Source organism: Chromobacterium sp. HL1, assembly GCF_057418835.1.
This window is the reverse complement of sequence record NZ_CP162399.1, coordinates 1,313,523-1,340,125: the sequence shown is the minus strand read 5'-3', so window position 1 is coordinate 1,340,125 and position 26,603 is coordinate 1,313,523. Positions and strand designations below refer to the sequence as shown.

Genomic DNA, 26,603 nt, shown 5'->3' with positions numbered 1-26,603 from the left:
AAGCGGGCCGCGTATCAGAAAGAAGGCTGCGGCGCCCGGCCATCCCGCACATACGCCGCGTCCGCCGAAAACGCTTCCGGCGTCCGCGCGTGGCGCGCATAGATGTCGTCCAGCTGCGCCATATAGCGCTGATGAATCATTTTGCGCTTGGGCTTGAATTGAGAAGTCAGCAGGCCGTTTTCGATGGAAAACGGCTCGTCGACGATGAGCGCCGCCAGGATGCGCGCCTCCTGGAAAACATCCTCGTTCAGCGCCCGGATATGCCGGCGCAAAGCCTCGGCGTCCGCCCCGGCCAAGGCCGGGGACAGGATGGCCGTGATGAAGGGCTTGCCGGTGCCGTACAACACGCATTCGTGCACGTCCGGATGCCGGCGCAAGCCCTCTTCCAGCGGCCTCGCCAGCACGTTGCGGCCGCTGGCCATGGTCAAGACGTCGTCCACGCGGCCGTGGATGTACAGGAAACCGTCCTCGTCCACATGGCCCAGATCCCAGGTCTTGACCTCGGCGCTGGGCAGGAAGCTTTTTTCGCTGACGCCGGGATCGCACCAGGTATAGCGGCAGTTGACCGGATGGCGGCTGGCCACGATCAAGACGCCGTCCTGGTCGAAACGGATGGACTTGTTCGGCAGCACCTTGCCCACGCTGCCCAGGCGGAAGGCGCCGGGATGGTTCTTGGCGACGATGCAGGCCTCGTTGCTGCCGTATCCCTCGTACAAGGGCACGCCGGCATGGTTGAAGAACTCCAACACCGTCCGGCTGGCCGGAGCGGAGCCGGTCCACAGATAACGGACGCGCCCGCCGAGGGCGGCCTGTATCTGCGCGCCGCGGGCGGCGGGATCGGCGTCCCCGTGCCGCTGCGACAGGCTGGCGCGCAAGGCTTCGTAAAAGCCCGGCACGCCCATGACGACGGTGGGCTGGCAGGCCTTGGCCATGTCCAGCGCCTGATCCAGATCGGAAAGCGTGAGGTCGTGTCCAAACGCCAGCGCCGAATAAATCCAATAGCGTTGCTGCAGCAAAGCCAGCCGCAGGAACACCAGCAGATTGTCGCCGTCCCCATGCCCGAACATCGCCTGCACTTCATTGATGGAACTGTTGACGCTGGCGACGGTGGCTTCCAGGCCCTTGGGCGCGCCGGTGCTGCCCGAGGTGAACTTGATCGCCAGCACGTCGGCCGGGTCGTAGCCGGCGTGCAGGGGCCGCTCCGCCGCGTCCGCCTCGGCGCGCTCGGCCCAGGCCTGGACTTCGGCGATGTCGAACACCGCGCCCGAGCAGTCCACGCCCTCGGCGAACAAGGCTTTCAAGCCGTAAAGGTCCACGATGCGCGCCGGCTCGAAACGCCCGGCCTCGAAGCCGGCGGTCACCGCCCCCAGTTTCAGGACGGCCAGATCCAGCAGCACGAATTCGATCCGATTGCGCGATAAAATGCCCACCCGGTCGCGCGGACGCAGGCCCAGCGCATGCAAGCGCCGGGCCACGCGCGCCGCCTTGCGGTCCAGCTCGGCCAGCGTCCAGGCGCGCACGACGCCGTCTTGCCGGAAGCGGATCACATGTCGCTCGTCATCGCATCCGCGCAGCGCGACGGCGTTGACCAGATCGACGTCCGGGCCGCGCGGCGCTTGAGACCCCAGTCCGCTCATGACCGTCCTTCCTCCGCCGCGCCCGCCCGGCGCAGCGGCGTGAAGAAATGCTGCTCCGCCAAGTCCAGAGCGGCGCCCGGCGGCGACAGCTCCACGCTTTCCGGCCAGACGTCGACGCCTTCCATGCCCAGGGCGCGGCCCAGGCGCTGGGCGAAGCGCGGCATCAGCGGGCCGGCGGCCTGAGCCAGCAGGCGGGCCGTGGCCAGCTCCAGCGCGACCGCGGTCCGGTATTCGTCGCGCAGCGCCGGATTCCGACGGATGCGCTCGTTCGATTTGGCGAAGCGCAGCGCGCCGGCCACCAGCCCGTCTAGCTCTTCCGTCACGCGGTTGAGCGTAAAGCCGTCGGCGCCGTAATGGGTGCTCAGACTGGTCAGCCGATTGCTCAGCGCGTCGAAATAGGCGGTGTGAGCGGCGGTCCAGTTGCCGGCGTCGGGCGCGCGCTGCTGGAAATCCTGCCTCAGGCGCTCGCCCAGGCCGCTCAGCCAGGCCTGCCACTGGCCCAAGAGCGTCCGCTCCACGCACGCATGGAAATCCTCCAGCGTGAAATTGGTCCGCTCCTGCTCGCCGCGCGTGCGCGCCAGGTAATAGCGCACCGCGTCCACGCTGTCAGGGCTCAAGATGTCCTTGCCCCATACCGCGTGCCGGCGGCTGGTGGAGAACTTCAGGCCGTCGAGCAGGTAGAACTCGTTCTCGTTGTAGTCGATGTCGCACTGCCAATCCGGGAAGGCCATCCGGTACAAGGCCGGGTACAGGATGGAGTGGTAATAGCTGTTGTCGTAGCCGAAGAAGTGGACGATCTTCCAGTCCGGCTGCGGCCGGTCGGCTTGCCAGGGCTTGCCCAGCCGGCCGCCCAGTTCGGCGATGCCGTACAGGAAGCCGTAAGCCATTTCCGGCCACACCCAGATCACCTGCTCGCCCTCGACCTCCTCCGCCGGCGGCACGCCCCATTGCGCCGGATGGGTGATGGGCACCCAATAGTCCTTGCGCGCCAGCACCCGCTCCGCCAATTGCTGCAGGCGCGGCGACACCTTGCCCAGGCGCTGATGCTGCTCCACCGCGTCCTTGAAGGCGGACAGATTGATCATGTAGCGGCGGATGGCGCCGGTGACCGGCGTCGCGTCCGACAGCCGCGAACGCGGCGCGTCCAAGTCCACGCAGTTGTTGGGCTCGCCGCACTCCTCGCAGATATTGCCGCCGCAGGGCGAGCCGCAGCTTGGACACTTGGCGGAAACGTCCACCTCGTACAGATAATCGCCGGTTTCGGCGTCGAACAGCGCCGCGTCGGAACGCAGCTGCGCGCCGCCCCGCACCAGGCGCGAGAAGAAATCGCGCAGGCCGGCCGCGTAAGCCGGGTCCCGGGTGGTGACGGTGTATTGATCGAGATGGATGTCCATCAGATCCAGCGTGGACTGGATCGCCGCCGAGTAATGGCTGGCCACCTGCTGGGGACTGCTGTTTTCCTGGCGGGCGCGGCCCACCACATAGCTCTGGTAATCGTCGCTGCCGGTCAGGTGGTAGGCCTCGTGTCCGCTGGCGCGCAAGAAGCGCACATAGACGTCGGCGCCCAGATAGGGACCGGACAGATGGCCAAGGTGCAGGTCGCCGTTGGGCGTGGGCGGCGTGGAAAACACGAATACCGGCCGCCCTTTCAGGCGCGCGGCGCCGTTGTCCTGCGCGGCGGCCTCGCGTTTGGCCGCGTCCCGCCAGTAGAAGTCGCAGAAGCGCAGCGGCTGCCCGCCGGTATTGCGCAACACGTGTTTTTCAAACGGTTTGAACAGCACCAGGCTGCCGGCGCGCACCGGCTGGGAGCGGCCGTCGGCGTCGATGACGCCCTCGCCGCTCAGAATCAGAAAGGCTTCCAGCTCGTCGTGCTTGTGCGGCTGGCTTTCCCCGCCGGGCTCGACGACGCCGTAGGCCAGCCGCACCTGCTCCTGCTCGCCCAGGCCGGCGATGGACGCCATCTCGATGCCGAAAGCCGGCGACCGCTGCGCTTCGTTCAATTCTATGATGTGCATGATCGGCTATCCCTTGGTGAGAGTGTGATTGAGCAGGGCGACGGCTTCCGCGGCGACGCCGGGCGCCAGCCGGTAACCGGAACCGTTGCACGCTCCGACGAACAGAACGCGTCGATGACGACCGAGGTATTGCGCCAGCGGCTCGCGGCTTGGGCTGTAGGCGTCGCAGAACACCCGGCCCGAGCTCAGCAGCGGCGCCAGCGCCGGCGCGACGCCCCGCAGCGCCTCGCGCGCCTCGGCGATCTCGCGGGCCTCCACCCCGGCCTGCCGACACTGCTCCGGCGACACGTCCCATTGCTGGCAGGTGTAACTGAACAGCCAGTGCCCGCGGTGCGGCAGCGGCGCCAGAAAAGCGTCCTCGGCGGGGAAGAACAGCGCGGCGCCCTCCTCCGCCGGCCGCTGAAGATGCAGGGCCACCACCTTCTTGACGCGCACCCCCAGCCCGGCGGTCAGCCCGCTCCAGCAGCCTTCGTTGACCCATGGCCCGGGGGCCAGCACCACGGCGTCGGCGGCCAGCTCCCGGCCGCTGGACAAGCTCAGGCGGACGCCGTCGGCACTCTCGTCCAGCGCCTCGGCCCCGACGCCCTCCAACACCTCGGCGCGGCCGCGCAGACGCTGCGCGTGCCATAAGGCCAGCCCCTGCACATCCGTCACATGGCAATCCGGCATCCGCCACAGCTCGCGGCCGGCCGGCAGATCCGGCGCGACGCGCGCCTGTTCCTCCGCCGACAAGGGCAGCAAGCCGGCGCAGCGGGCGCGGACCTCATCGGCGTCGGCCGCGCCGGCCGCGACGAAAAAGTCGAAACCGTGCATGGGCAGCTGCGGATGGCGGGCGCGCAAGGTCTGGTAGTAATCCGCGCTGGCCGCGCTCAGTTGGCGCACGCGCTCGGAGCGTCCCACCGGGAAATGGACGCCGGCGGAATACATCGACGCTCCCGCGCCGACCAGGCCGCGGTCCACCAAGGTGAGCCGGACCCGCGGCTCGCGCTCCAGCAGGCGCGCGGCTATCGTGCAGCCGAGGATGCCGCCGCCGACGACGACGATGCGGGGCGCCGTCATGCCCATTCCCTCTTGTTCTTGCGCTCGTCCGCGCGCGCCGAGGCCAGCGGCGCCCAGGACACGAAGGCGGCGTCGACATCGCCGGCGCGCGGCGCGTCCAGCATGCGGTTGATGACGATCTGACTGCGCCAGGCGGTCAGGCTGAGATTGGGATCGGCCAGGCCGCGCTGCTGGCGGATGGCGTTCAGGATGAACAGGCTGCGATTGCGCGGCAGCTTGCCCAGCGCCGCGTAATCGCGGTCGACGGCGATTTCCTCGCCCTCGCGCTCCAGGCGCTCCTGCAGCGGCTGCAAGAAGGGCGTGGGCGCCGGCTTGAAGCCGCTGGCCCAGATCACCACGTCCGCTTCCAGCGTTTCCGGCGCGTTGGCGCCCAGATGGCGGGCGGCGATGGACCAGCGCTCGCCGTTCCGGCCGATGGCGCGCACCTCGCGGAAGGGCAGCAGGCGGATGTCGATAGGCGAGCGTTCGATGAAGCGCAGCGAATAGATCTGTTGGTAGAGGCTGCGCAAGGTACATTCGGAAATGCCGTCGCTGCTGAGCAGATTGCGCTTGATGAAGGCGCTGCGGAAGATTTCGTCCTGCTCGTAAAAATAATTGGAATGGGTGGGCGTATACAGATCGTTGGTAAACGGGGAATCGTCGAGCGGGAAGTAATTCTCCCGCCGCGACACCCAGCTCAGCGCCGCCGGCGCCTGGCCGCCGCCGCGGCGCAGCAAATCCAGCACCACCTCGGCGCCGGACTGGCCGCCGCCTATCACCAGCACGCGCTTGCCCGCCGCGACGCCGGCCTTGGCGGCGAACTCATTGACGTGGAAATGCGTGCTGTCGTCGAGACAGGAGCGCGCGAAGTCCGGCACCTCCGGCACAATGCCGACGCCGACGACCACGTTGTCGCCCAGCACCCTCCGCTTCGTGGTCTGCACCACGAAGGCGCCGCCGTCGAAATCGACCTCCAGCACCCGCTCGCCAAAGCAGATATTGCCGTTGCTCTCCGCCGCCCATTTCAGATAATCGCGAAATTCCAGCCGCGACACCTGATCGAAGCGCGCATTGAGAAACTGCAGCAATCTGCCGTGCTGGTGCAGATAGGACACAAAGGAAAAGCGGTTGGTCGGGTCCGCCAGCGTGACCAGATCCTTGAACAGGGAGACTTGCAGCCCCGCGCCGGGAATCATCATGCCGTCGTGCCAGGTGAACGCCGCTTTCTGTTCGAAGAAGATGCTCTTGATGTCGTGCTGGCCATGCAAGAGCGAAGCCACGCTCAGATTGGACGGCCCGCTGCCGATGCCGATGCAGTGATATTTCATGGTGTATTGGCACTTGAAGTGTATGCAAGACAAAAGGAGCCGCGATGAACTGCGTATCGCAGCGGCGGAAAATCCAACCGGCACTCTCATTCGCAATCAACAACAACCGCAAAACCGCCAAAACATCGCCGGGGGCGAAACGCCGCCCGCTCCGGCATGAACCTCCGCCATTTCGTCCAGACCAGTACCAAAGGCCAGGCCGTATCCCGTTGTAGAAACGCCTCAGGCCTCGTTTCGTCTCCGCCCTCGCCAAACGCCCAACCGCTGCGCCGCAGCGGACGGCCGTGCCGCAAACCCGCGTCCTCCGTGGCTAGGAGGCCTAAATCCCCAAGCCGTATCGATCAATATATTCCAATGTCATTCAAGCTATCACATGACTTTTGTCATGTCAAACAACATTAAAAACCAAAAATAGATGATATTCGTCAAATAGATACCATTAATCAGGACAGTTTTCGGTGAAAGAAAGGCTGTCATCATCCCGACGACAAGAGCGGCGCATCCGGGCGGACGCCGCCGCTTCAAACGCAAAACAGGCCGGGAATCCCGGCCTGTTTAGCTAGAGCGCCTGACTCGAAATCAGGCGTGGGTATCGCTGGCTCAAACCAGCTGGAAGGGGTACACCGAGCCCAGGCCCAGGATGCCGCTCAACTCGTCCAGCGCGGTGCGGCTTTCGATCAGCAGCTGCGGATCGGCCAGGTCTTCGCTGCTCAGGCGGTCGCGATAATGGCGATCCACCCAGCCGTTGAGCGTGGCGAACAGCGCGTCGCTCATCAGCACCTTGGGATTGAGCGCGGCGATTTCTGCCGCCGACAGCGCCACGCGCAGCCGCAGGCAGGCGGGGCCGCCGCCGTTCTGCATGCTTTGCTTGAGATCGAACACCTTGACCTCGTCGATAGGACCGCCGCTGGCGACCAGCTTGCCCAGGTAGGCCCAGACGCGCGGCTGATTGCGGCACTCTTCTGGCACCACGATGATCATCTTGCCGTCCGGCTTGGACAGCAGCTGGCTGTTGAACAGATAGCTCTTCACCGCCTCCTCGACGCTGACCTCCGCCGCCGGCACCTCCACCGACACGAAGCGGCCGCCGACCGCCGCCAGCTTGGCGCTCAGCTCGGCCAGCACCTTGTGCTGGTCGACAAAGGATTTCTCGTGGTGGAACAGCACCTGGCGATTGCCCACCGAGATCACGTCGTTGTGGAACACGCCGGCGTCTATGGTGTCCGGGTCCTGCTGCGCGTAGACCACGCGCTCCGCGCTCAGGCCGTGCAGGCGCGCCACCGCCTGGCAGGCTTCCAGGGTCTGGCGCGCCGGGAACTTGGCCGGCTTGGGATAGCGGGCGTCGAAAGCCGCCGCGCCGAACACGAAGAACTCCACCCCCGCGCCGTCGTACTCGGCGCAGAAACGGGTGTGGTTGGCCGCGCCCTCGTCGCCGAAGTGCATCTGCGCCGGCAGCGCCGGATGCACGGCGAAGCGGGACTCGTCGGCGAACATCGCCCGCAGCAGCCGGCCCGTGGTCGGATGCTCAATCGAACGGTGGAATTTATTGTTCAGATTGGCCGGGGTGAAATGCACGCGGCCGTCGGCGGTGTCGCCGGACGGGCTGACGGTGGCGGCGTTGGCGGTCCACATGCAGGAGGCCGAGCAGGCCGCGGCCAGGATGGCCGGCGCTTCCCTGGCGGCGCGCGCCACCACCTCGGCGTCGCTGCCGCCAAAGCCCAGCAGACGCAGGCTGGCCACGTCCGGACGCTCGTGCGGGGCCAGCACGCCCTGCTTGAAGCCCAGGTCGTGCAAGGCCTTCATCTTGGCCAGGCCCTGCTTGGCGGCCAGCTTGGGATTGGACGCGGCGCTGACGTTGCTGGTGGACGCCACATTGCCGAAGGACAGGCCGCTGTAATTGTGGGTCGGGCCCACCAGGCCGTCGAAATTCACTTCATAGGCGTTCATTTGGAGAATGCTCCCTTGCCTCAATCCATCTGAATGGCGGGACGGCCATCTGGCCCCTTCTCGCCACCTAACTCTTTTGCGTTGACTACACGCCCCCTCTCCCCCGAGGGGAGAAAACCGCACCGCCCGCGCTGACTGCACGAATGAACGGGCGTCGCACTCAGCCTTCAGTCCCTCTCCCCTTGCGGGAGAGGGGTTGGGGAGAGGGGGCGCTCTTAAAACACCATGCCGGGAGACAGCTGCGCCGGCACGGCCAGGCTGTCGCATTCCAGCGAGGCCACCGGATAAGCGCAGTAGTCGGCGGCGTAATAGGCGCTGGCGCGATGGTTGCCGGAGGCGCCGACGCCGCCGAAGGGCGCGGCGCTGGACGCGCCGGTCAAGGGCTTGTTCCAGTTCACCACGCCGGCGCGGCTTTCCAGCAGATAGCGTTCGTACAGCGCGCGCTCGTCGGACAGCACACCGCCGGCCAGGCCGAAGCGGGTGTCGTTGGCGATGGCGATGGCTTGATCGAAATCGGCGTAGCGTATCACTTGCAGCAGCGGGCCGAAGTATTCCTCGTCCGGACGCGCGGCGGCGGTGGTGTCGATGATGCCCGGGCTCAGCAGCGCCGCGTCCGGCGTCAAGCGGCGCATTTCCAGCAGCGCCTTGCCGCCGGCCGCCAGCATCGCGGCCTGGGCTTGCAGCAACGCCTCGGCGGCGGCGCTGGAGATCACCGCGCCCATGAAGGGCGCCGGTTCGGCGTCGTATTTGCCGACGCGCAGCTTGGCCGCCACCTCCACCAGCCGCGCCAGCAGCGCGTCGCCCCAGGCGCCTTGCGGCAGCAGCAGCCGGCGCGCGCAAGTGCAGCGCTGGCCGGCGGAGACGAAGGCGGACTGGACGATGTGGTGGACGGCGGCGTCGATATCCTGAACCCCTTCCACGATCAGCGGATTGTTGCCGCCCATTTCCAGCGCCAGGATCTTGTCCGGATGGCCGGCGAAGTTCTTGTGCAGCAGCGCGCCGGTGGCGGAACTTCCGGTGAAGAACAGGCCGTCGATGCCTGCGTGGCCGGCCAGGGCCGCGCCGGTGTCGCGCGCGCCTTGCAGCAGCGCGATCACGCCGGCCGGCAGGCCGGCTTCGGCCCACAAGCGCACGGTTTCCTGCGCCGTCCACGGCGTCAGTTCGGACGGTTTGAAGATCACCGCGTTGCCGGCCAAAAGCGCCGGCACGATGTGGCCGTTGGGCAGGTGGCCGGGGAAGTTGTAGGGGCCGAACACCGCCACCACGCCGTGCGGCTTGTGGCGCAGCACCGCCTGGGCGTCGCCCATGGCGGCGGCGCGTTCGCCGGTGCGCTCGTGGTAGGACTTCAGCGAGATGTCCACCTTGTTGACCATGGTGGTCACTTCGGTCTGCGCCTCCCACAGCGGCTTGCCGGTTTCCTGGGCGATCACGCGGGCCAGCGCGTCCTTATTGGCGCTCAGGAGTTCGCCGAAGCGCTTGGCCACCGCAACCCGCGCGTCCAGCGGCGTGCGCGCCCAGTGCTTGAACGCGGCGCGGCCGGCGGCCACGGCGGCGTCCACCTGGGCGGCGTCGGCCGCGCGGCCCTGCCATAGCGGGCTATTGTCGGCCGGATTGGTTTTGCTCAGCGCCGCGCCGGCGCCTTCCTGCCACTGACCGTTGATGAATAAGCTGCTCACTATGCATTCTCCTTGGGGTAGAGCGCGACGCAGCGCAGATGGCCGCCCTCTTCCACGTTCAGCGTCTGCGCCTGTTCCGGCGTCAGCAGGATTTCATGGGTGGGCGCCAGCGTCTCGGCCAGGACGGCGCGGAAGCCGGCCAGCGAGTCGTTGGACACCAGGTAAAAGTTCTTGTCGCCTTCCGGCAGCGGGTCCGCCAGCCGCGCCGCGACCGTCGCGCTTTCCTTCACCGCGCGGATTTCGCTGGTATAGGTCTGCACCGTCGGGCCGGCGTCGAAGATGTCGACATAGCCCTCGTAGCGGAAGCCTTCGGATTCCAGCATCGCCACCGCCGGGCGGGTGTTTTCATGGGTCTGGCCGATCACCGCCTGCGCCTCCGGCGGCAGGAAGTCGATGTAGACCGGGTGCTTGGGCATCAGCTCGGCGACGAAGGCCTTCTGGCCGACGCCGGTCAGGTAATCGGCGTGGGCGAAGTCTATGGAGAAGAAGTGGCGGCCCAGGCCCTCCCAGAACGGCGAACGGCCGGCCTCGTCGGACACGCCGCGCATCTCGGCCACCACCAGCTTGCCGAACAGCTGCGGGAACTGCGCCAGGAACAGGAAGCGGCTCTTGGACAACAGGCCGCCGTTGCGGTTGGCGCGATAGTCCGGGTGCAGGAACAGCGTGCACAGCTCGGAATAGCCGGTGTGGTCGTTGGACAGGAACAAGGTGTCGTGGCGCGAATAGACGCCCAACTCCTCCGAGGCGTGGACGATGGTGCCGACGCGGTAGTTGTACCACGGCTCCTTCAGGCCCACCGCGGCTTCCAGCGCGCAGATGCCGGCGATGGCGCCGGTGGCGCCGTCTTCCATCACGAAGACATAGCCTTGGTCGGCCTTGTCCAGCTCGCCGGCGAAAGACAGCACCGAGCGGGCGATGCGGCGCGACAGCCGCTCTTCGTTGACCGGCAGCGAGGTCAGGCCGACGCCGGCGCTGCGCGCCAGATTCATCAGGCCGTCCAGGTCCTTGTGGGCTACGGGGCGGATGAACATCATGCTGCGGACTCCTTCTGCTGCAAACCGGCCACTTGAACCTGGCCGCCGCTGGCGAGACCCAGCGCGCGGGCGGCGTCGGGATTGATGAAGGCCACGCCGTCCACCACCGCCACGCGGCACACCGCGGCGGCGAACTCGCTGGACTCCAGATTGCTCAACAACTGCGGCTGCGCCTGCTCCGGCAGGCTGGCCAGCACTTCCACCGGGTAGCAGCGGCTGTTTTCCAGCGTTTTCAGCCGGTCCACCTCGGCGGTCAGCACCGCGCCGCCGTCGAAGATGTCGATATAGTTGTCGGCTTCGAAACCCTCATTGCACAGCAGCTGGCAGGAGCGTTCGAAGCTGGCGTGGATCTGGCCGATGGCGTGCTGCGCCTCGTCCGGCAGCAAGGGCACGTAGATCGGATAGCTGGGCATCAGCTCGGCGATGAAGGTCTTGCTGTGGCTGACGAAGGCCTGTTCCACCTGCAGGAAATCCATATTGAAGAAGCGGCGGCCGATGGCGTTCCAGAACGGCGACTGGCCGGCGTCGTCGTGAATGCCCTGCATCTCCGCGATCACGCGGCGGCCGAAGCGCTCGCGCTTGCTGGCGATGAAGAGCAGCCGGGCGCGCGACAGCAGCTCGGCGGCCAAGGGCTCCAGGTGGCTGTCCACGTAGAAGCCGCACAGCTGTACCATGCCGGTCAGGTCGTGGCACATATTCAGCACGTGCACGCGGTTGTTGACCTTCAGCGCGCGCGAGGCGTGCACGAAGATTTCGCTGCGGTAGCTGTAGAAGGGCTCGTCGAAGCCGGCGGAAGCGTTGATGGACGCGGTGCCCAGCACCTGGCCGCCCTCCTCCAGCACGAACATATAGTATTCGCAGCCGGAGTCGCCGGTGGCCTCGTGCTCGAAGGCGGACACGGACTGCTGGATGCGCTCGAACAGCTTTTCCCGGTTATTGGGCAAGCTGGTGACGCCGATGCCGCTGGCCACCGCCATGCGTTCGATGGCGGGCAGATCGGAGGTGCGGACGGGACGCACGGTAAGCATGGGACATCTCCCCTATCGCTGAAATCCGGCCGGGCCGCGGCGGGACCGCGGCGCAGCATCACCCGCGCGCCTGCCAGGGGCGGGAGCGTGGGCGGATAACAGTATTGTGTCTTGGAGCAAGGGCGGCCGGCGGCCGCCCGGAATCAGTGCCGCGGGCGCTTATCGACCGGCGACCAGTTCGGCAATGGCCGCGTCGAAACGCGCCAGGCCTTCGTCGATGTCCTGATCCTCGATCACCAGCGACGGCGCCAGGCGCACCACGCTCAGACCGGCCACCAGCAACATCAGGCCCTGCTTTTCAGCGGCTTTCAGGAACTCCTTGGCGCGGCCGGCGTAAGCGTCGGTCAGCACGCAGCCCAGCAGCAGGCCCATGCCGCGCACGGTCTTGAACACCTGGTATTTGGCGTTGATCGCGTTCAGGCCGTCGACGAAGCGCTGGTGCTTGGCGCGCACGCCGTCCAGCACCGCCGGCTCCTTGACCAGCTCCAGCACCTTGTGCGCCACCGCGCAGGCCAGCGGGTTGCCGCCGTAGGTGGAGCCATGGGTGCCGATGCCGAAGCTCTTGGCCACTTTCTCGGTGGTCAGCATCGCGCCGATCGGGAAGCCGCCGCCTATGCCCTTGGCGGAGCTGAGAATGTCCGGGGTCACGCCGTATTCCTGATAGGCGAACAGCGAACCGGTGCGGCCGACGCCGCTTTGCACTTCATCGAACACCAAGAGCGCGTTGTGCTGGTCGCACAGCTGGCGCGCGGCTTCCAGGAAGGCCTTGTCGGCCGGCATCACGCCGCCCTCGCCCTGGATGGGTTCGATCACCACCGCACAGGTCTGGTCGGAGATGGCCGCTTTCAGCGATTCGATGTCGTTGTATTCGAAGTGGGCGATGCCGCCCGGCACCGGGCCGAAGCCTTCGGTGTACTTGGGCTGGCCGCCGACGCTGACGGTGAACAGGGTGCGGCCGTGGAAGGAGTTCTTGCAGGCCAGGATCTGGTTCTTTTCCGGGCCGAAGTGATCGGAACCGTATTTGCGCGCCAGCTTGAAGGCGGCTTCATTGGCTTCCGCGCCGGAGTTGCAGAAGAACACGCGCTCGGCGAAGGTGGACTCGGTCAGCAGCTTGCCCAGCTTCAAGGCCGGCTCGTTGGTGAACACATTGGACACATGCCACAGCTTGGAAGCCTGCTCGGTCAAGGCCGCCACCAGCTGCGGGTGGCAATGGCCCAGCGAGTTGACGGCGATGCCGCCGGCGAAATCGATGAATTCGCGGCCGCTCTGGTCCCATACGCGGGAACCCAGGCCCTTGACCGGGATGAAACCGGCCGGACCGTAATTGGGGACCATGACCTGGTCGAAATCGGCGCGCGTTACAGTATTGCTCATCTTGATGGTTCCCTTCCTGCTCTATCGTCGTTTCTTATCCGTATCATGAAATCCCAAGCGGCTGGCCGGACCGGTCGTGATGCCGGCTTTATCGATGATTTCATGAAGTTTCAATGATTCTAAGGTAAGCCCGTCGCAAATCCATATCCGGTTTGCGACACCGGCGTATACATTCTTTGATACAGCGCAATAAATTTTGTCCGACAACATCCATTACAGAGGGCAACTGTGCTCAATCCGGCTGTAAACGCCGCCCTCCGGCGCGCTGCGGGATCATCAAGATAGATCAACTCTATTGTCTTATCAACGCCGGGAAACCGCTCATCCATGAAAAACGCCCGGGCCGGCGGCCCGAGCGTCCTTACCTTGCCCGCATCGGCGCTCAGTCGCCGCCGCGCGCCTCCTGCCGGCTAAAGCGCGCGCCGTCGCCGCTGACGCCGCGCCAATAAGGCGCTTCCGCGCCCAGGCCCGGCCGGTACGGCGTCCAGTTGCGCCCGTCCGGCGAGAACTGCAGCGCCTGGCCGGGGAACTCCGTCAGCACCGCCGCCGCCCCGCTCGCCAGGCCCGGCGGCGCGATGCGCAGACCGATGCCGGCGCGCTCCAGTTTGGCCGCCTCGCGCCAACCCAGCACTGCGGCGAACTGCTGCCAATCCCGGTTCAAGGCCGCGCGGTCCACCAGATGGCTGACGCCCAGCTGATAACGCTCGCCCTGACGATAAGGCCGTTCCCAGCCCGCGCGGTGCCAGGCGCGCTCGGCCAATGCCAACAGCCGCGGATAGGCCATGTATTCAAACTGGGCGTCGCTGCGCATCACCTCGCTCCAGGCCTGCCCCTGGATGCCGGCGAAGCGCGCCGGCGCGGCCTCGCTGGGCACTTCGAAAGCCTTGCCCTGACGGTCCGTCATCACCTCGGCGTTCTGCGGCAGATTGTCCGGCGCGAAGCTGAACACCTTATAGCTGTCGGTGGCGCGCGAGGCCCAGTAATAGCCGCGTTCCTTGGGGTTCAACTCATAGGGGAAGTCGAAGTACAAATAATCCGGCATCGCCAGCACGGCCTCAAAACCCTTGTTGGCGAACTCGTGCGCTTCCTTGGCCGCGCCCCAGAACAAGGCGTCCCACTCGGTCACCATCACCTTGGCGGTGGCGAAGTCCTTGGGCGATTTCGCGCCCTTCAAACCGTCCTGCCAGGCGCCCATCGTGGCGATGCCGTGCCGCGCCAGGATGCGGCTGACGTCCTCGGCGAACTGCAAGGGCAGATCGGCGACGGTTTTCCCCGGCCGCTCCGCCAACAGCGCGCGGCAGGCCGGCGAGCGCGCCCAGGGCTTGTCCTGCTCCGCCAGCTTGATCTTGCCCTTGGCCGGGTCCTGGCCGGACAGGTCCTGGAAACCGCCGCCCAGCAAGATGTTCTTGGCCTCGTCGCCGCCAAAATGCCAGACCGCCAGCGGCGCGCCGGCCTCGCGGTGCATGGCGGCCACTTCCGACACCACTTTGTCGACGAAGCGCGGCACGCCGGGCACGCAGGGATTGACATAGGTGTGACGGTCGTAGAATTGCACCGACAAGGTGTTGGAACGGTCTTGCGGATCGATCAGCCGGTAGGCGGAGGCGGCTTCCGGCTGCTCCAACTGGCTGAGGTGGCGATAACGCCGCTCCATCGCCATCACCGCCGCGCGCGCGTGCGCCGGCATGTCGATTTCCGGAATCACCTCGATGAAGCGCGCCTTGGCGTAACGCAGCAATTCCACATACTGCTCGCGGCTCAAATAGCCGCCGCCGGAACGGTTGTCCGGACCGGACCCCAGTTGCGGCAGCAGGCAGCGGTCCTCGTTCAGATCGTGACAGCGGCGCGCGCCGACCTCGGTCAATTCCGGCAGGCCGTTGATCTGCAAGCGCCAGCCTTCATCGTCGGACAGATGCAGATGCAGCTTGTTGAGCTTGTAGGCGGCCATCTGTTCGATCAGGCGCTTGAGCGTGGCCGGCTGACGGAAATTGCGCGCCACGTCCACCATGAAGCCGCGATGCGCGTAGCGCGGCGCGTCCTCCACCGTCAGCGTCGGGATCTCGCCGCCGCCTTGCGGCATCAGGCCCAGCAGGGTCTGCGCGCCGTAGAACAGGCCGGCCGCGTCATGCGCGTCTATGCGCGCGCCGCCGCGTCCCACCCGCAAGCGGTAACCGCCGGCGACGGCGATATCGGCCGGCAAGCCCTTGACCACCGCGCCGCTGACCGGCAGGCCCTGTCCGGCCAGGCCCAGCTGGCGGCTGCGTTGCGCCAGCGCCGCGCGCGCGTCCGGAGCCAGCGCCGGCAGCCGCCAGCTCAGCCCCGCGGCCGCCGTCTTGCCGCCGTCCGGCTTGACGCGCAGCGCGGCGGGAATCACCCGCGCGGCCACATCGGCGGCGGCCAGTTGCGGGCCGCGGCGCGCGAATTCGCGATAACGCTCGGCGGCGTCCATCAGGGGCCGCGCTTCGCCCGCCGGCGACTTCCATTCATCGCCCGGCAGCGGCAGCAGATAGCTGGCGTCGTCGTCGTCATTGCGCGCCAGCACTGCCGGCGCCTGGCCGTCGGTTACCAGATAGGGCCGCGGCAACACGTCGCTGTTGTGCAACATCCAATACTCGGCCACCAAGGGCAGTTCCAGCTTGGCGCCGGCGGCGATACCGGCGAAGCCCGGCTTGGGCGTCAGCCGGTACAGATCGCCGGTCAGATGGCTCAGTTCGAAGTCAGGGCTGTCCAGCTTCAACAGCCGCCGGATGCTGTGCAGGTACAAGGTCCAGTCCTTGGCCGGCACCGCGGATCGGCCATGGTTTTGCAGGATCAGCCGCCCTTTCAGGCAACTGCCCCAGTCCGCGCCCAGTTCCACGCAGCGCGCGCCGGCGGCCGCGCCCTTATTGCTGTCCACCGCCACCGCCAGCGACAGGTCCCGCGCCATCGCCGCGACATCCGGCTGCGCCCAAGCCAGCGCGCTGGCCGACAACAGGCCCGCCGCCAATAGTTGTTTCGTCCTCATGCTCACCTCTGCGATTTGCGTGGCGCGCCGCGCGGCGAAACGCTATCGCCGCGACTCCCAATCGTCATCCGCATGCCACCGTGGGCACAGGCTAACTGGTATTAATGTGGTATTCAATGCTCAAGATCAAAATCGCGCATCGCCCTGGCCGGCTGCTAGCATGATGATGGCGGAATGCAAAGATGTGTGAAGCCGGGGAACGCCCGCGCCGCGCCGCCGGTCTAGCCGCGGTTGCCGCAAGCATCGCCGCAAGCCTCATACCCCATGAAACAGGAACGCCTCATGCGCAAGACCCTCACCCTCGGCCTGCTGTTGCTGGCCGCCCTGCCCGCCCTGGCCCAAGACGCCGCGGCCCCGCAGACCGTGTTCAGCCTGCCGCTGACCGCCTTCAAGGCCGCGGACCGCGACGCCTCGCAAAAGCTGTACCGGGCGCCGGACACGCAGCTGAGCGCTTACAAATCCATCGTAGTGGAACCGCTGTACTTCATGCGCCACCAGGCTGACGGCGATTGGCAATTGCTGCAGAGCGGCGAGGAAAACCGGATCGCCGCCTATTTTCAGCGGCGGATGACCGAGGAATTGCACAAGGTAGGCATTCCGGTCAGCCGCGAGGCGCTGCCGGACAGCGCCCGCCTGCGCGTGGCCGTCACCGGCATAGCTCAGGAACGGCCGGGCGTGGAGCCGCTGGACATCCTGCCGATCAAGGCGGTGTTCAATCTGGGCCGGCTGGCCGCCGGCAAGGAACCCTATCTGACCAAGGTGGCCAGCATGGGACAACTGGAAGACGCCAATAACGGCAAGCTGCTGGCCGGCAGCGTCAATCTGCGCAAAAGCGACAAGAGCCGCCAGCGCGGCGAGGCGGTCAAGCTGGAAAGCCTGGAAAGCCTGATCGACGACTGGTGCCGCGACAGCGCCCGGCTATTGGCGCGCGGGATGGCCATCAAGCCGGCCCAGCCCTGAGAGCCGGCTTACGATCTGCTGCGCGTCGTGGAGCCTTACACGGTGTGTACGGCTTCAGAATGCTCATACACCACTTGCACACTCCGCTTACGCCTTGTCTTGCCTTAGCTCGCGAGATCGTAAACAGCCCCTGAGAACCAAGCCAAAACACGCCGAGGCGCAAAGCGCTCGGCGTGCGCGGCAATGACTAAGCCCACCCGGCGGGCGCCGAGCCATAGCGTTGATGATAGCGCCCAAGCAACGCGAGCAAATCATCGAAACTCGCCTGCAAGGCGGTGGAGGAAATGGCGATCGGACTGCCATAGCATATGAAATTGAAATGGCTGAATAGCCTCGCCACCGGCCCCAGCCGGCTCAGGTACTTGCCCGGCGCTCTCACCTTGATGATCAAAAACTGCTGACCGCGCCCCGCCGAGACTTCCCAGCCCACGATATCCGTCCATGCGATCAAGCCGACGGCGATCTGGCTGGAATGGTCCGACAGCCCCTGCGCGTTGAACACCAGGGCCGGCTTGCGCTGCAGGCATTGACGCAGGCCTAGCAGGCAGCAAGCGCCGAAGAAGACCATCGCCGCGCCTCCGGCGCCATAACGCCGGACCAGGCTGATATCCGTGTCTGGCGCAGTCCACATCGCATAGCCGACGGCGACAAAAGCCAGGCCGGCGACGATCAGCAACAGCACCTTGCCGCCGCCGAACTCAATACGCGTCTCATCCATCGCGCTCATCTCGCAGTCGTAAAAAACCCCCTGCCATGGCAGGGGGTGATGCTAGCCGGCGGCCGCTCCGCATCGGAGCGGCGCTCAGGCTGGCTTACTGGGTTTTCAGACCGAAGGAATCGGCAGTCGCCTGCGCGGTCTTGGCTTCTTCTTCCAGCAGGGCCTTGATGGACAGGCGGATGCGGCCGCGGTCGTCCATTTCGATGGCCTTGACCTTCACGACCTGGCCTTCTTTCAGATAGTCGGCCACGTTCTTGATTCGCTCGTTGGCGATCTGGGAAATGTGGACCAGACCATCTTTGCCCGGCAGGATGGACACGATGGCGCCGACGTTGTTGTCGAGGATCTTGACCACGGTGCCTTCGTACACCTTGCCCACTTCCACTTCAACGGTGATCTCTTCGATGCGCTTCTTGGCGGCTTCCGCGCCTTCGTTGCTGACCGAAGCGATGGTGATGGTGCCGTCTTCCTCGATATTGATCTCGCAGCCGGTGTCCTTGGTGATGGAGCGGATGGTTTCGCCGCCCTTGCCGATCACTTCGCGGATCTTGTCCGGGTTGATCTTCATCACGTACAGACGCGGAGCGTGAGCGGACAACTCTTGCGGGCCGTCCACGGCTTCCTTCATCAGACCCAGGATGTGCATGCGGCCTTCTTTGGCCTGATCCAGCGCCACCTGCATGATTTCCTTGGTGATGCCCTGGATCTTGATGTCCATCTGCAGCGCGGTCACGCCTGCGGCGGTACCGGCCACTTTGAAGTCCATGTCGCCCAGGTGATCTTCATCGCCCAGGATGTCGGTCAGCACCGCGAAGCGGTTGCCTTCCAGGATCAGACCCATGGCGATGCCGGCCACGTGCGCCTTCAGCGGCACGCCGGCGGACAGCAGCGACAGGCAGCCGCCGCACACGGAAGCCATCGACGAGGAGCCGTTGGATTCGGTGATTTCCGACACCACGCGCATCGAGTAGCCGAATTCCGATTCCGGCGGCAGCACGGCAACCAGCGCGCGCTTGGCCAGGCGGCCGTGGCCGATTTCACGGCGCTTCGGCGGGCCCATACGGCCGGCTTCGCCGGTGGAGTACGGCGGGAAGTTGTAATGCAGCATGAAGCGCTCGGTGTATTCGCCGGCCAGCGCGTCGATGATCTGCTCGTCCTGCTTGGTGCCCAGCGTGGTCACCACCATGGCTTGGGTTTCGCCGCGGGTGAACAGCGCGGAACCGTGGGTGCGCGGCAGCACGTTGTTGCGGATGCTGATCGGGCGCACGGTGCGGGTGTCGCGACCGTCGATGCGCGCATCGCCGGCCAGGATCTGGCCGCGAACGATTTCAGCTTCCAGGCCCTTGAAGATGCCCTTGATCTCATTGGCCTTCAGGGTGTCGGTGTTTTCGTCGATCAGACCGGCTTTGACCGCGCTCCAGGCTTCGTTGATGGCCACGGTGCGGGCTTGCTTCTGACGCAGGCGGAAGGCGTTGGCCAGTTGCTCGCCGGCGATGGCGCGCACTTGGGCGATCAGCGCTTCATCGGCCACCGGAGCGGCCCAGTCGAACATCACCGGGTTCACTTCGTCGGCCAGTTCGTTGATGGCCTTGATCGCGGCTTGCATCTGCTCGTGACCGAACACCACGGCACCCAGCATCACGGCTTCCGGCAGTTCCTTGGCTTCGGATTCCACCATCAGCACCGCGCGCTCGGTGCCGGCGACCACCAGGTCCATTTCGGACGCGGCCAGCTCGGTGCGAGTCGGGTTCAGGATGTATTCGCCATTGGCGTAGCCCACGCGGGCGGCGCCGATCGGGCCGGCGAACGGCAGGCCGGAAATGGCCAGAGCGGCGGAAGCGCCGATCATCGCCGGAACGTCGGAATCCACTTCAGGATTCAGCGACATCACGGTGGCGACGATCTGCACGTCGTGGAAGAAGCCTTCCGGGAACAGCGGGCGGATCGGACGGTCGATCAGGCGGCTGGTCAGCACTTCCTTCTCGGACTGCTTGCCTTCGCGCTTGAAGAAGCCGCCCGGGATCTTGCCGGCGGCGTAGGTGCGCTCCAGGTAGTCCACGGTCAGCGGGAAGAAGTCCTGGCCCGGTTTGACGTTCTTGCCGCCCACCACGGAGACCAGCACGACGGTGTCTTCAACGGAGACGATGACGGAACCAGACGCCTGACGGGCGACTTCGCCGGTTTCCAGGGTGACGGTGTGACGGCCGTACTGGAAAGACTTGGTGATTTTATTGAACACAGGGTTTCCCTATTTCTTTGTGTGTGACAAATAATCGCAAGCCGAAAAAACAACGGGAACCCCTAAAAATTCCGACCAACAGCGCCGATCCGAATTTTTAGAGGCTCCCCCCGTTGTTACAGCAATAATGCTCGCGATCTTGCATGCGGCATGAAAAAGTCGCAGCACGCTGCGACTTTTCCAAAACCCAACCTTACTTGCGCAGGCCCAGGCGAGCGATCAATGCGCGATAGCTATCGGCATCGGTGCGCTTCAGGTAATCCAGCAGACGACGGCGACGGCTTACCAGCTTCAACAGGCCACGACGGCTGTGGTGGTCCTTGGTGTTGGCTTTGAAGTGCGGGGTCAGGTCGTTGATGCGAGCGGTCAACAGAGCCACTTGCACTTCGGACGAACCGGTGTCGCCTTCGCTGCGCTGGAAGTCTTTAACGATGTCTGCTTTTTGAGCGGCGGTCATTGCCATTTGGGGTAACTCCAAATTATCAGTAGGGGTCTTTCAACCCGACAAGTGCAGCGAGCAGCCAAGGCCGAAACCCTCGCAACCCATCAACACTCCGGTAAAGCGGCCTTGCGGCCGTCGGCGTTCAAGACGTCGCCGTCTTGCTCGCCAGGAGCCGGATCGGATGCAGGCGACCATCGTCGCGCGCCTCGCCCAGCCCCAAGAATTCCCGGCTTCCCTCGCGGTAAATCCGGAAACGCTGCATTTTCGCACATTTTTCGGTAAAACGCACGGGCTGTCCGTGCATGAATTTACCGGCCTCCTCGGCCGCCAGTTCCGCCTCGGGCAGATGGCGCACCAGGATGTCCGCCGGCAACAGCAAGGCCTCGCGCTGCGGCATTTCCAGCGCTTCGATATCCGCCAGTTGCAAGGCCTCGTCCAGCGAAAAACCGCCGGTGGCGGTGCGGCGCAGGCCGGTCAGATGCGCGCCGCAGCCCAGGGCTTCGCCGATGTCGCAGGCCAGAGTGCGGATATAGGTGCCCTTGCTGCACAGCACCTCGATCACCGCGGTGTCGCCGTCCAGGCTGATCAACTCCAGCTTGCGGATATGCACCCGCCGCGCCTCGCGTTCGATTTCGATGCCGGCGCGCGCATACTCGTACAAGGGCTTGCCCTGGTGCTTGAGCGCCGAATACATCGGCGGCACCTGGGAAATTTCGCCGCGGAAGGCCGCCATCGCCGCCAGCAGGCCGTCGCGGTCGAAAGCCGCCGGACGTTCGGACACCACCTCGCCCTCCACGTCGCCGGTGGTGGTCACCACGCCGAACTTCACCGTGGCGCGGTAGCCCTTGTCCGCGTCCAGCAGATAGGAGGAAAACTTGGTGGCCTCGCCCAGGCAGACCGGCAGCAGGCCGGTGGCCAGCGGGTCCAGCACGCCGGTATGGCCGGCCTTGGCGGCGTTCAGCAGCCAGCGCGCCTTTTGCAGCGCGCCGTTGCTGGAGATGTCGTAAGGCTTGTCGATCAGCAGCACGCCGTCTATCAGGCGGCGATTGCTGCGCGGCTTGCTCATTCCTTGCCCTCGGCGCCGTCCTCGCCGGCCGCGGCTTCCTGGCCGCCGAACTTCTCGGCGTCCTCGCGCGCCACCTGATTGATCAGGCTGGTCATATGCATGCCGCGCTCCACCGATTCGTCGTAGACGAAGTGCAGCTGCGGCGTGGTGAAGATCTTGATGCTGCGGCCCAGCTCGGAGCGCAGATAGCCGGCCGAGCTTTCCAGCGCCTCCTGGGTGGCTTCGCGCGTCTTCTCGTCCATCACGGTGTAGAACACCTTGGCGTGCGAATAGTCGCGGGTCACTTGCACCAGGGTGATGGTGATCCAACCGGCGCGCGGATCTTTCAGGCCCTTGCGGGTCAGTTCCGCCAGTTCGCGCTGAATCTGCTCGGCGATGCGGTCGGAACGGGAGAAACCTTTTTTGGCTTTGGCCATAGCATTTCCAATAAATTGATTAATTAGCCACGGAAGCACACGGAACGGCACGGAAAGCGCGCATCGGCGGCGCGCCCCCTTGTCCACCGAATCAGGCTCCCTCATTCAGCGCCATTCATTCCGTGTACTTCCGTGGCTAATTCAAACAAGAAAAAAGGCGAGCGCCCGCCGACCTCACGGTCAGACCGGCGCCCGCCCTTGGCGTCTCGCTTACAGAGAGCGCGCCACTTCCACGATTTCGAACGCTTCCAGCTGGTCGCCTTCTTGGATGTCGTTGAAGTTTTTCAGCATCAGGCCGCATTCGTAGCCCTGCTTCACTTCCTTCACGTCGTCCTTGAAGCGCTTCAGGGAATCCAGTTCGCCGGTGTGCACCACCACGTGATTGCGGATCAGACGGATCGAAGCGGTGCGCTTGATCATGCCGTCGGTCACCATGCAACCCGCGATATTGCCCACCTTGGACACCGGGATCACCTGACGGATTTCCACCGTGCCCAGGATCTGTTCTTTCTTCTCCGGAGCCAGCATGCCGGACAGCGCCGCTTTCACTTCGTCCACCGCATCATAGATGATGTTGTAGTAGCGGATGTCCACGCCTTCGCTCTCCGCCAGCTTGCGGGCGGCGGCATCGGCACGGGTGTTGAAGCCGATCACGATGGCCTTGGAGGCGATCGCCAGGTTGACGTCGGATTCCGAGATGCCGCCCACGCCGGAGTGCAGGATGCCCACGCGCACTTCGTCGGTGGACAGCTTTTGCAAGCTGCCGGCCAGCGCTTCGTAGGAACCTTGCATGTCGGCCTTGATGATGATGGACAGGGTTTGCACCTCGCCCTCCGCCATCTGCGCGAACATATTCTCCAGCTTGGCCGCCTGCTGCTTGGCCAGACGCACGTCGCGGAACTTGCCGGCGCGGAACAGGGCGATTTCACGCGCCTTCTTCTCGTCGGTCAGCACCATCGCGTCTTCGCCGGCTTGCGGCACGTCGGACAGACCCAGGATCTCCACCGGAATCGCCGGACCGGCGGATTCGATGGCCTTGCCGTTTTCGTCCATCATCGCGCGGACGCGGCCGAAGGCGGTGCCGGCCAGTACCACGTCGCCCTTCTTCAGGGTGCCGGATTGAACCAGCAAGGTGGCCACCGGGCCGCGGCCCTTGTCGAGGCGAGCCTCGACGATGATGCCCTTGGCCGGCGCTTCCACCGGAGCCTTCAGCTCCAGCACTTCGGCTTGCAGCAGGATGGCTTCCAGCAGCGCGTCGATGTTCTGGCCCATTTTGGCCGACACTTCGACGAACTGAGTGTCGCCGCCCCAGTCTTCCGGCACCACTTCATGCGATACCAGTTCCTGACGGATGCGCTCGACGTTGGCGCCCTGCTTGTCGATCTTGTTCACCGCCACCACCATCGGCACCTTGGCCGCTTTGGCGTGGTGGATGGCTTCGATGGTTTGCGGCATCACGCCGTCGTCGGCCGCCACCACCAGCACCACGATGTCGGTGGCCTTGGCGCCGCGGGCACGCATCGCGGTAAACGCTTCGTGACCCGGGGTGTCCAGGAAGGTGATCATGCCGCGCGGGGTTTCCACGTGGTAAGCGCCGATGTGCTGAGTAATGCCGCCGGCTTCGCCCGCGGCGACCTTGGCGCGGCGGATGTAGTCCAGCAGCGAGGTCTTGCCGTGGTCGACGTGACCCATCACGGTCACCACCGGGGAGCGCGGCAGTTCCACGACTTCCACCGCGGACTCGGCGCCGCCCAGTTCCAGATAGGCTTCCGGATCGTCGGCCTGAGCCGCCTTCGGCACGTGACCCATTTCTTCCACCACGATCATCGCGGTTTCCTGGTCCAGCACCTGGTTGATGGTCACCATCATGCCCATCTTCATCAGCGCCTTGATCACCTCGACGGCCTTGACGGCCATCTTGTGCGCCAGATCGGCGACGGAAATGGTTTCCGGCACCAGCACTTCATGCACGATGGGTTCGGTCGGCGCCTGGAAGGCGTGCTGATTGTTCTGCTTGTGACGGTTCTTGCCGCCGCGGGATTTCCAGTCGTTGCCGGCATCGCCGCCCTTGGTCCTCAGACCGCGGCCGCCCTTCTTGCCTTCGTCCCAGCGATCGCCGCCCTTCTTGCCGCCGCCGCCTTTCTTGGCGTCGGGACGGCCGGCCACGGTGGCCGGAACCGCCGGGGCGCCGGGCGCGCCGGCAGCAGCCGGGCGCGGACCGCGGTTATCGCCAGCCGGACGCGGGCCGCGGTTGTCGCCAGCCGGGCGCGGACCACGGTTGTCGCCAGCCGGGCGCGGGCCGCGGTTGTCGCCAGCCGGACGCGGGCCACGGTTGTCGCCAGCCGGGCGCGGGCCGCGGTTGTCGCCGGCGCCGGCCGGACGACGGTCGTCGCGGCGCGGTTCTTCGCGGCGAGCCGGCGGCTCAGCGGCGCGCACCGGCTCGGGAGCCGGCGGCGGTTGCAAGGCGGCCTGGCGCGCGGCCTGGCGGCGCTCTTCGCGCTCGATCTTTTCGCGCATCAGCGCTTCCTGACGGGCGCGGAAAGCGGCCTGGCGCTTTTCCTCGGCTTCGCGAGCGGCGATTTCTTCCGGGCTCAGGATGGAGGCCACGGTCGGACGCTGCGCCGGAGCGGCCGGCTTGGGAGCGGCCGGTTTGGCGGCTTCCTGGCGCGGCGCTTCAGCCGGCTTGGGCTCGGGCTTGGCTTCCGCGGCTTGCGGAGCCGGTTCCGGCTTGGGCTCGGGCTTGATTTCCGGTTTCGGTTCGGGCTTGGCTTCCACCGCCGGAGCCGGCGCCGGTTCCGGCGCCTTCACCGGCTCCACCGGGCTGGACTCGGCCGCGGCGGGCTGAGCCGCGGACGCCTCTTCCGGACGCACCACGAAGCGCTTCTTGCGGGTCTCCACCTTGACGGTGCTGCCGTCGGCGGTCTTGATCTCGCTGGTGGACTTGCGCGTCAGGGCGATGCGCGACTCTTCGTCGCGCGCGCCGTGGGAGCGCTTCAGATAGTCAAGAAGCTGGGACTTGTCTTGCGCGGATAGCGCGTCATCCGGCGAGCGTTTGCTCACGCCGGCCGCGCCCAGCTGTTCCAGCAGGCGTTCCGGTGTGAGGTTCAGCTCACTGGCAAATTGTTTTACGTTTGTCAAAACCATGCGTCTTCCCAAATTCTGTAAATTCTTTCCGGACAGGCCTTACTGGTCGAACCAGTGCTCGCGCGCCTTCATGATGACGGCGCGGGCGGTCTCGGCCTCCATGCCGGTCATGTCCACCAGATCGTCCACGGCCAAATCGGCCAGATCGTCGCGGGTGATCACGCCGCCTTCGGCCAGCTTGCGAACCAGCTCGGCGTCCAGGCCCTCGATATCGCGCAGGCCATCGGAAACGCTTTCCACCTTTTCTTCGGACGCAATAGCCTGTGTCAAAAGAGCGTCACGCGCGCGGATGCGCAGATCGTTGACCAGCTCCTCATCAAACCCTTCAATCTCCAGCATCTCCGCAATCGGCACATACGCCACTTCTTCCAAAGCGGCAAAGCCTTCTTGCACCAGTACGGCGGCGACGTCTTCGCTCACGCCCAGGGCGCTCACGAACAGATCACGCACGGCGGCGTCTTCCGCCTGATGCTTTTCTTCAGCCTCGGCAACGGTCATGATGTTGAGGTACCAGCCGGTCAACTCGGCGGCCAGCTTGACGTTCTGGCCGCTGCGGCCGATGGCCAGCGCCAGTTGCTCCTCCTCCACCACCACGTCCATGCTGTGGTTGTCTTCGTCCACCATGATGCGGCTGACTTCAGCCGGCGACAGCGCGTTGATCACGAACTGAGCCGGTTCCGGCGCCCACAGCACAATGTCGATGCGCTCGCCGCCCAGCTCCTGGCTGACCGACTGAACGCGGGAACCGCGCATGCCGATGCAGGTGCCCTGCGGATCGATGCGCGCGTCGTTGGCCTTGACGGCGATCTTGGCGCGCATGCCGGCGTCGCGCACGGCGGCCTTGATCTCCAGCAGGCCTTCGTCGATTTCCGGCACTTCCAGCTCGAACAGCTTGGTCAGGAAATCCGGAGAGGTGCGCGACAGCACCAGCTGCGGGCCGCGACCCAGACGATCGATGCGCAACAGGAAAGCCTTGACGCGGTCGCCCACGCGCAGGTTTTCCTTGGGGATCATCTGATCGCGCGGCAGCACCGCTTCCAGCTTGCCGCATTCCACGATGGCGTTGCCGCGCTCGATGCGTTTGATGGTGCCGGTCACCAGGTGCTCGCGGCGCTGCAGGAACTCGTTCAGCAGCTGCTCGCGCTCAGCGTCGCGAATGCGTTGCAGGATCACTTGCTTGGCGGTTTGCGCGCCGATGCGGCCAAACTCCACCGCCTCCATCGGCTCCTCGATGAACGCGCCCACTTCAATGCGCGGATCGCGCTCGCGCGCGTCGATTACGCCGATTTCCTTGCTTTCCGATTCCAGCAGTTCGTCTTCCACCACCAACCAGCGGCGGAAGGTCTGATATTGACCGCTGTGGCGGTCGATTTCGACGCGCACGTCCATCTCGTCATCGGTAAACTTTTTCTTGGTTGCCGAGGCAAGCGCCATCTCAAGGGCGGAGAACACCACATCCTTGCTGACATTCTTTTCGCTCGCCAGGGCATCCACCAGCAACAAAATCTCGCGACTCATTCATTCCTCTCCGATTTTT

18 protein-coding genes are annotated in these 26,603 nt (G+C 65.6%); 1 reads left to right on the top strand and 17 read right to left on the bottom strand.

Annotation, left to right across the window (positions count from 1 at the left end; translation table 11 throughout):
• Positions 1-14: 14 nt before the first annotated feature.
• The 10 genes from AB1Z25_RS06275 to AB1Z25_RS06230 all read right to left on the bottom strand — a co-directional run bounded on the left by AB1Z25_RS06275 (position 15) and on the right by AB1Z25_RS06230 (position 16,081).
• Complete coding sequence (locus tag AB1Z25_RS06275) at positions 15-1,637, bottom strand: AMP-binding protein (protein ID WP_486636827.1); 1,623 nt, start codon at positions 1,635-1,637, stop codon at positions 15-17.
• The gene (locus AB1Z25_RS06270; RefSeq protein ID WP_486636826.1) at positions 1,634-3,652 is read right to left on the bottom strand and encodes a class I tRNA ligase family protein; all 2,019 of its coding nucleotides are present in this window, start codon (positions 3,650-3,652) and stop codon (positions 1,634-1,636) included. The genes AB1Z25_RS06275 and AB1Z25_RS06270 overlap by 4 nt, the downstream gene beginning before the upstream one ends.
• 6 nt (positions 3,653-3,658) lie before the next feature.
• A complete protein-coding gene (locus AB1Z25_RS06265) occupies positions 3,659-4,711 on the bottom strand; it encodes an NAD(P)/FAD-dependent oxidoreductase (RefSeq protein ID WP_486636825.1) in 1,053 nt (350 codons plus the stop codon).
• Entirely contained in the window at positions 4,708-6,018 is a 1,311-nt protein-coding gene (locus AB1Z25_RS06260) for a lysine N(6)-hydroxylase/L-ornithine N(5)-oxygenase family protein (protein WP_486636824.1), read from the bottom strand. Before AB1Z25_RS06260 ends, AB1Z25_RS06265 begins: the two co-directional genes overlap by 4 nt.
• 600 nt (positions 6,019-6,618) lie before the next feature.
• A complete protein-coding gene (gene astB / locus AB1Z25_RS06255; RefSeq protein ID WP_486636823.1) occupies positions 6,619-7,965 on the bottom strand; it encodes an N-succinylarginine dihydrolase in 1,347 nt (448 codons plus the stop codon).
• A 215-nt stretch (positions 7,966-8,180) separates the two neighbouring features.
• The gene (gene astD, locus AB1Z25_RS06250) at positions 8,181-9,641 is read right to left on the bottom strand and encodes a succinylglutamate-semialdehyde dehydrogenase (RefSeq protein ID WP_253315267.1); all 1,461 of its coding nucleotides are present in this window, start codon (positions 9,639-9,641) and stop codon (positions 8,181-8,183) included.
• Positions 9,641-10,675, bottom strand: a complete 1,035-nt coding sequence (gene astA / locus AB1Z25_RS06245; protein ID WP_486636822.1) for an arginine N-succinyltransferase — start codon at positions 10,673-10,675, stop codon at positions 9,641-9,643. The genes astD and astA overlap by 1 nt, the downstream gene beginning before the upstream one ends.
• The gene (gene aruF / locus AB1Z25_RS06240; protein ID WP_486636821.1) at positions 10,672-11,703 is read right to left on the bottom strand and encodes an arginine/ornithine succinyltransferase subunit alpha; all 1,032 of its coding nucleotides are present in this window, start codon (positions 11,701-11,703) and stop codon (positions 10,672-10,674) included. Before aruF ends, astA begins: the two co-directional genes overlap by 4 nt.
• Positions 11,704-11,862: 159 nt before the next feature.
• Positions 11,863-13,077 (bottom strand): aspartate aminotransferase family protein, encoded by a 1,215-nt coding sequence (locus AB1Z25_RS06235; RefSeq protein WP_227107499.1) that lies wholly within the window; start codon positions 13,075-13,077, stop codon positions 11,863-11,865.
• A 382-nt stretch (positions 13,078-13,459) separates the two neighbouring features.
• The gene (locus AB1Z25_RS06230) at positions 13,460-16,081 is read right to left on the bottom strand and encodes a family 20 glycosylhydrolase (RefSeq protein WP_486636820.1); all 2,622 of its coding nucleotides are present in this window, start codon (positions 16,079-16,081) and stop codon (positions 13,460-13,462) included.
• Positions 16,082-16,363: 282 nt separating this feature from the next.
• Here AB1Z25_RS06230 and AB1Z25_RS06225 point away from each other — a divergent pair, with 282 nt between their 5' ends.
• Positions 16,364-17,041 carry a DUF3313 domain-containing protein gene (locus AB1Z25_RS06225; RefSeq protein ID WP_486636819.1) on the top strand — a complete coding sequence of 226 codons (678 nt, stop codon included), beginning with the start codon at positions 16,364-16,366 and terminating at the stop codon, positions 17,039-17,041.
• Between the two features lie 187 nt (positions 17,042-17,228).
• On the opposite strand, the gene AB1Z25_RS06220 is transcribed toward AB1Z25_RS06225, so the two are convergent.
• The 7 genes from AB1Z25_RS06220 to nusA form a co-directional block, all read right to left on the bottom strand.
• A complete protein-coding gene (locus AB1Z25_RS06220; protein WP_227107494.1) occupies positions 17,229-17,768 on the bottom strand; it encodes an STM3941 family protein in 540 nt (179 codons plus the stop codon).
• Positions 17,769-17,853: 85 nt separating this feature from the next.
• Positions 17,854-19,998 carry a polyribonucleotide nucleotidyltransferase gene (gene pnp, locus AB1Z25_RS06215; RefSeq protein WP_107800117.1) on the bottom strand — a complete coding sequence of 715 codons (2,145 nt, stop codon included), beginning with the start codon at positions 19,996-19,998 and terminating at the stop codon, positions 17,854-17,856.
• A 193-nt stretch (positions 19,999-20,191) separates the two neighbouring features.
• Positions 20,192-20,461 (bottom strand): 30S ribosomal protein S15, encoded by a 270-nt coding sequence (gene rpsO / locus AB1Z25_RS06210; RefSeq protein WP_019104449.1) that lies wholly within the window; start codon positions 20,459-20,461, stop codon positions 20,192-20,194.
• Positions 20,462-20,582: 121 nt separating this feature from the next.
• Complete coding sequence (gene truB / locus AB1Z25_RS06205) at positions 20,583-21,506, bottom strand: tRNA pseudouridine(55) synthase TruB (protein ID WP_235089520.1); 924 nt, start codon at positions 21,504-21,506, stop codon at positions 20,583-20,585.
• Positions 21,503-21,922 (bottom strand): 30S ribosome-binding factor RbfA, encoded by a 420-nt coding sequence (gene rbfA, locus AB1Z25_RS06200; protein ID WP_107800119.1) that lies wholly within the window; start codon positions 21,920-21,922, stop codon positions 21,503-21,505. Before rbfA ends, truB begins: the two co-directional genes overlap by 4 nt.
• Before the next feature lie 210 nt (positions 21,923-22,132).
• Positions 22,133-25,066, bottom strand: a complete 2,934-nt coding sequence (gene infB / locus AB1Z25_RS06195) for a translation initiation factor IF-2 (protein ID WP_486636818.1) — start codon at positions 25,064-25,066, stop codon at positions 22,133-22,135.
• A 39-nt stretch (positions 25,067-25,105) separates the two neighbouring features.
• Positions 25,106-26,584 carry a transcription termination factor NusA gene (gene nusA / locus AB1Z25_RS06190; RefSeq protein WP_107799036.1) on the bottom strand — a complete coding sequence of 493 codons (1,479 nt, stop codon included), beginning with the start codon at positions 26,582-26,584 and terminating at the stop codon, positions 25,106-25,108.
• Positions 26,585-26,603 lie beyond the last annotated feature (19 nt).

Excerpts from the sequence above, each read along its gene's own strand:
- AB1Z25_RS06275 (WP_486636827.1), bottom strand. The coding sequence starts at position 1,637 with ATGAGCGGACTGGGGTCTCAAGCGCCGCGCGGCCCGGACGTCGATCTG.
- AB1Z25_RS06270 (WP_486636826.1), bottom strand. The coding sequence starts at position 3,652 with ATGCACATCATAGAATTGAACGAAGCGCAGCGGTCGCCGGCTTTCGGC.
- AB1Z25_RS06265 (WP_486636825.1), bottom strand. The coding sequence starts at position 4,711 with ATGACGGCGCCCCGCATCGTCGTCGTCGGCGGCGGCATCCTCGGCTGC.
- AB1Z25_RS06260 (WP_486636824.1), bottom strand. The coding sequence starts at position 6,018 with ATGAAATATCACTGCATCGGCATCGGCAGCGGGCCGTCCAATCTGAGC.
- astB (WP_486636823.1), bottom strand. The coding sequence starts at position 7,965 with ATGAACGCCTATGAAGTGAATTTCGACGGCCTGGTGGGCCCGACCCAC.
- astA (WP_486636822.1), bottom strand. The coding sequence starts at position 10,675 with ATGATGTTCATCCGCCCCGTAGCCCACAAGGACCTGGACGGCCTGATG.
- aruF (WP_486636821.1), bottom strand. The coding sequence starts at position 11,703 with ATGCTTACCGTGCGTCCCGTCCGCACCTCCGATCTGCCCGCCATCGAA.
- AB1Z25_RS06235 (WP_227107499.1), bottom strand. The coding sequence starts at position 13,077 with ATGAGCAATACTGTAACGCGCGCCGATTTCGACCAGGTCATGGTCCCC.
- AB1Z25_RS06230 (WP_486636820.1), bottom strand. The coding sequence starts at position 16,081 with ATGAGGACGAAACAACTATTGGCGGCGGGCCTGTTGTCGGCCAGCGCG.
- AB1Z25_RS06225 (WP_486636819.1), top strand. The coding sequence starts at position 16,364 with ATGCGCAAGACCCTCACCCTCGGCCTGCTGTTGCTGGCCGCCCTGCCC.
- AB1Z25_RS06220 (WP_227107494.1), bottom strand. The coding sequence starts at position 17,768 with ATGAGCGCGATGGATGAGACGCGTATTGAGTTCGGCGGCGGCAAGGTG.
- rpsO (WP_019104449.1), bottom strand. The coding sequence starts at position 20,461 with ATGGCAATGACCGCCGCTCAAAAAGCAGACATCGTTAAAGACTTCCAG.
- truB (WP_235089520.1), bottom strand. The coding sequence starts at position 21,506 with ATGAGCAAGCCGCGCAGCAATCGCCGCCTGATAGACGGCGTGCTGCTG.
- rbfA (WP_107800119.1), bottom strand. The coding sequence starts at position 21,922 with ATGGCCAAAGCCAAAAAAGGTTTCTCCCGTTCCGACCGCATCGCCGAG.
- infB (WP_486636818.1), bottom strand. The coding sequence starts at position 25,066 with ATGGTTTTGACAAACGTAAAACAATTTGCCAGTGAGCTGAACCTCACA.
- nusA (WP_107799036.1), bottom strand. The coding sequence starts at position 26,584 with ATGAGTCGCGAGATTTTGTTGCTGGTGGATGCCCTGGCGAGCGAAAAG.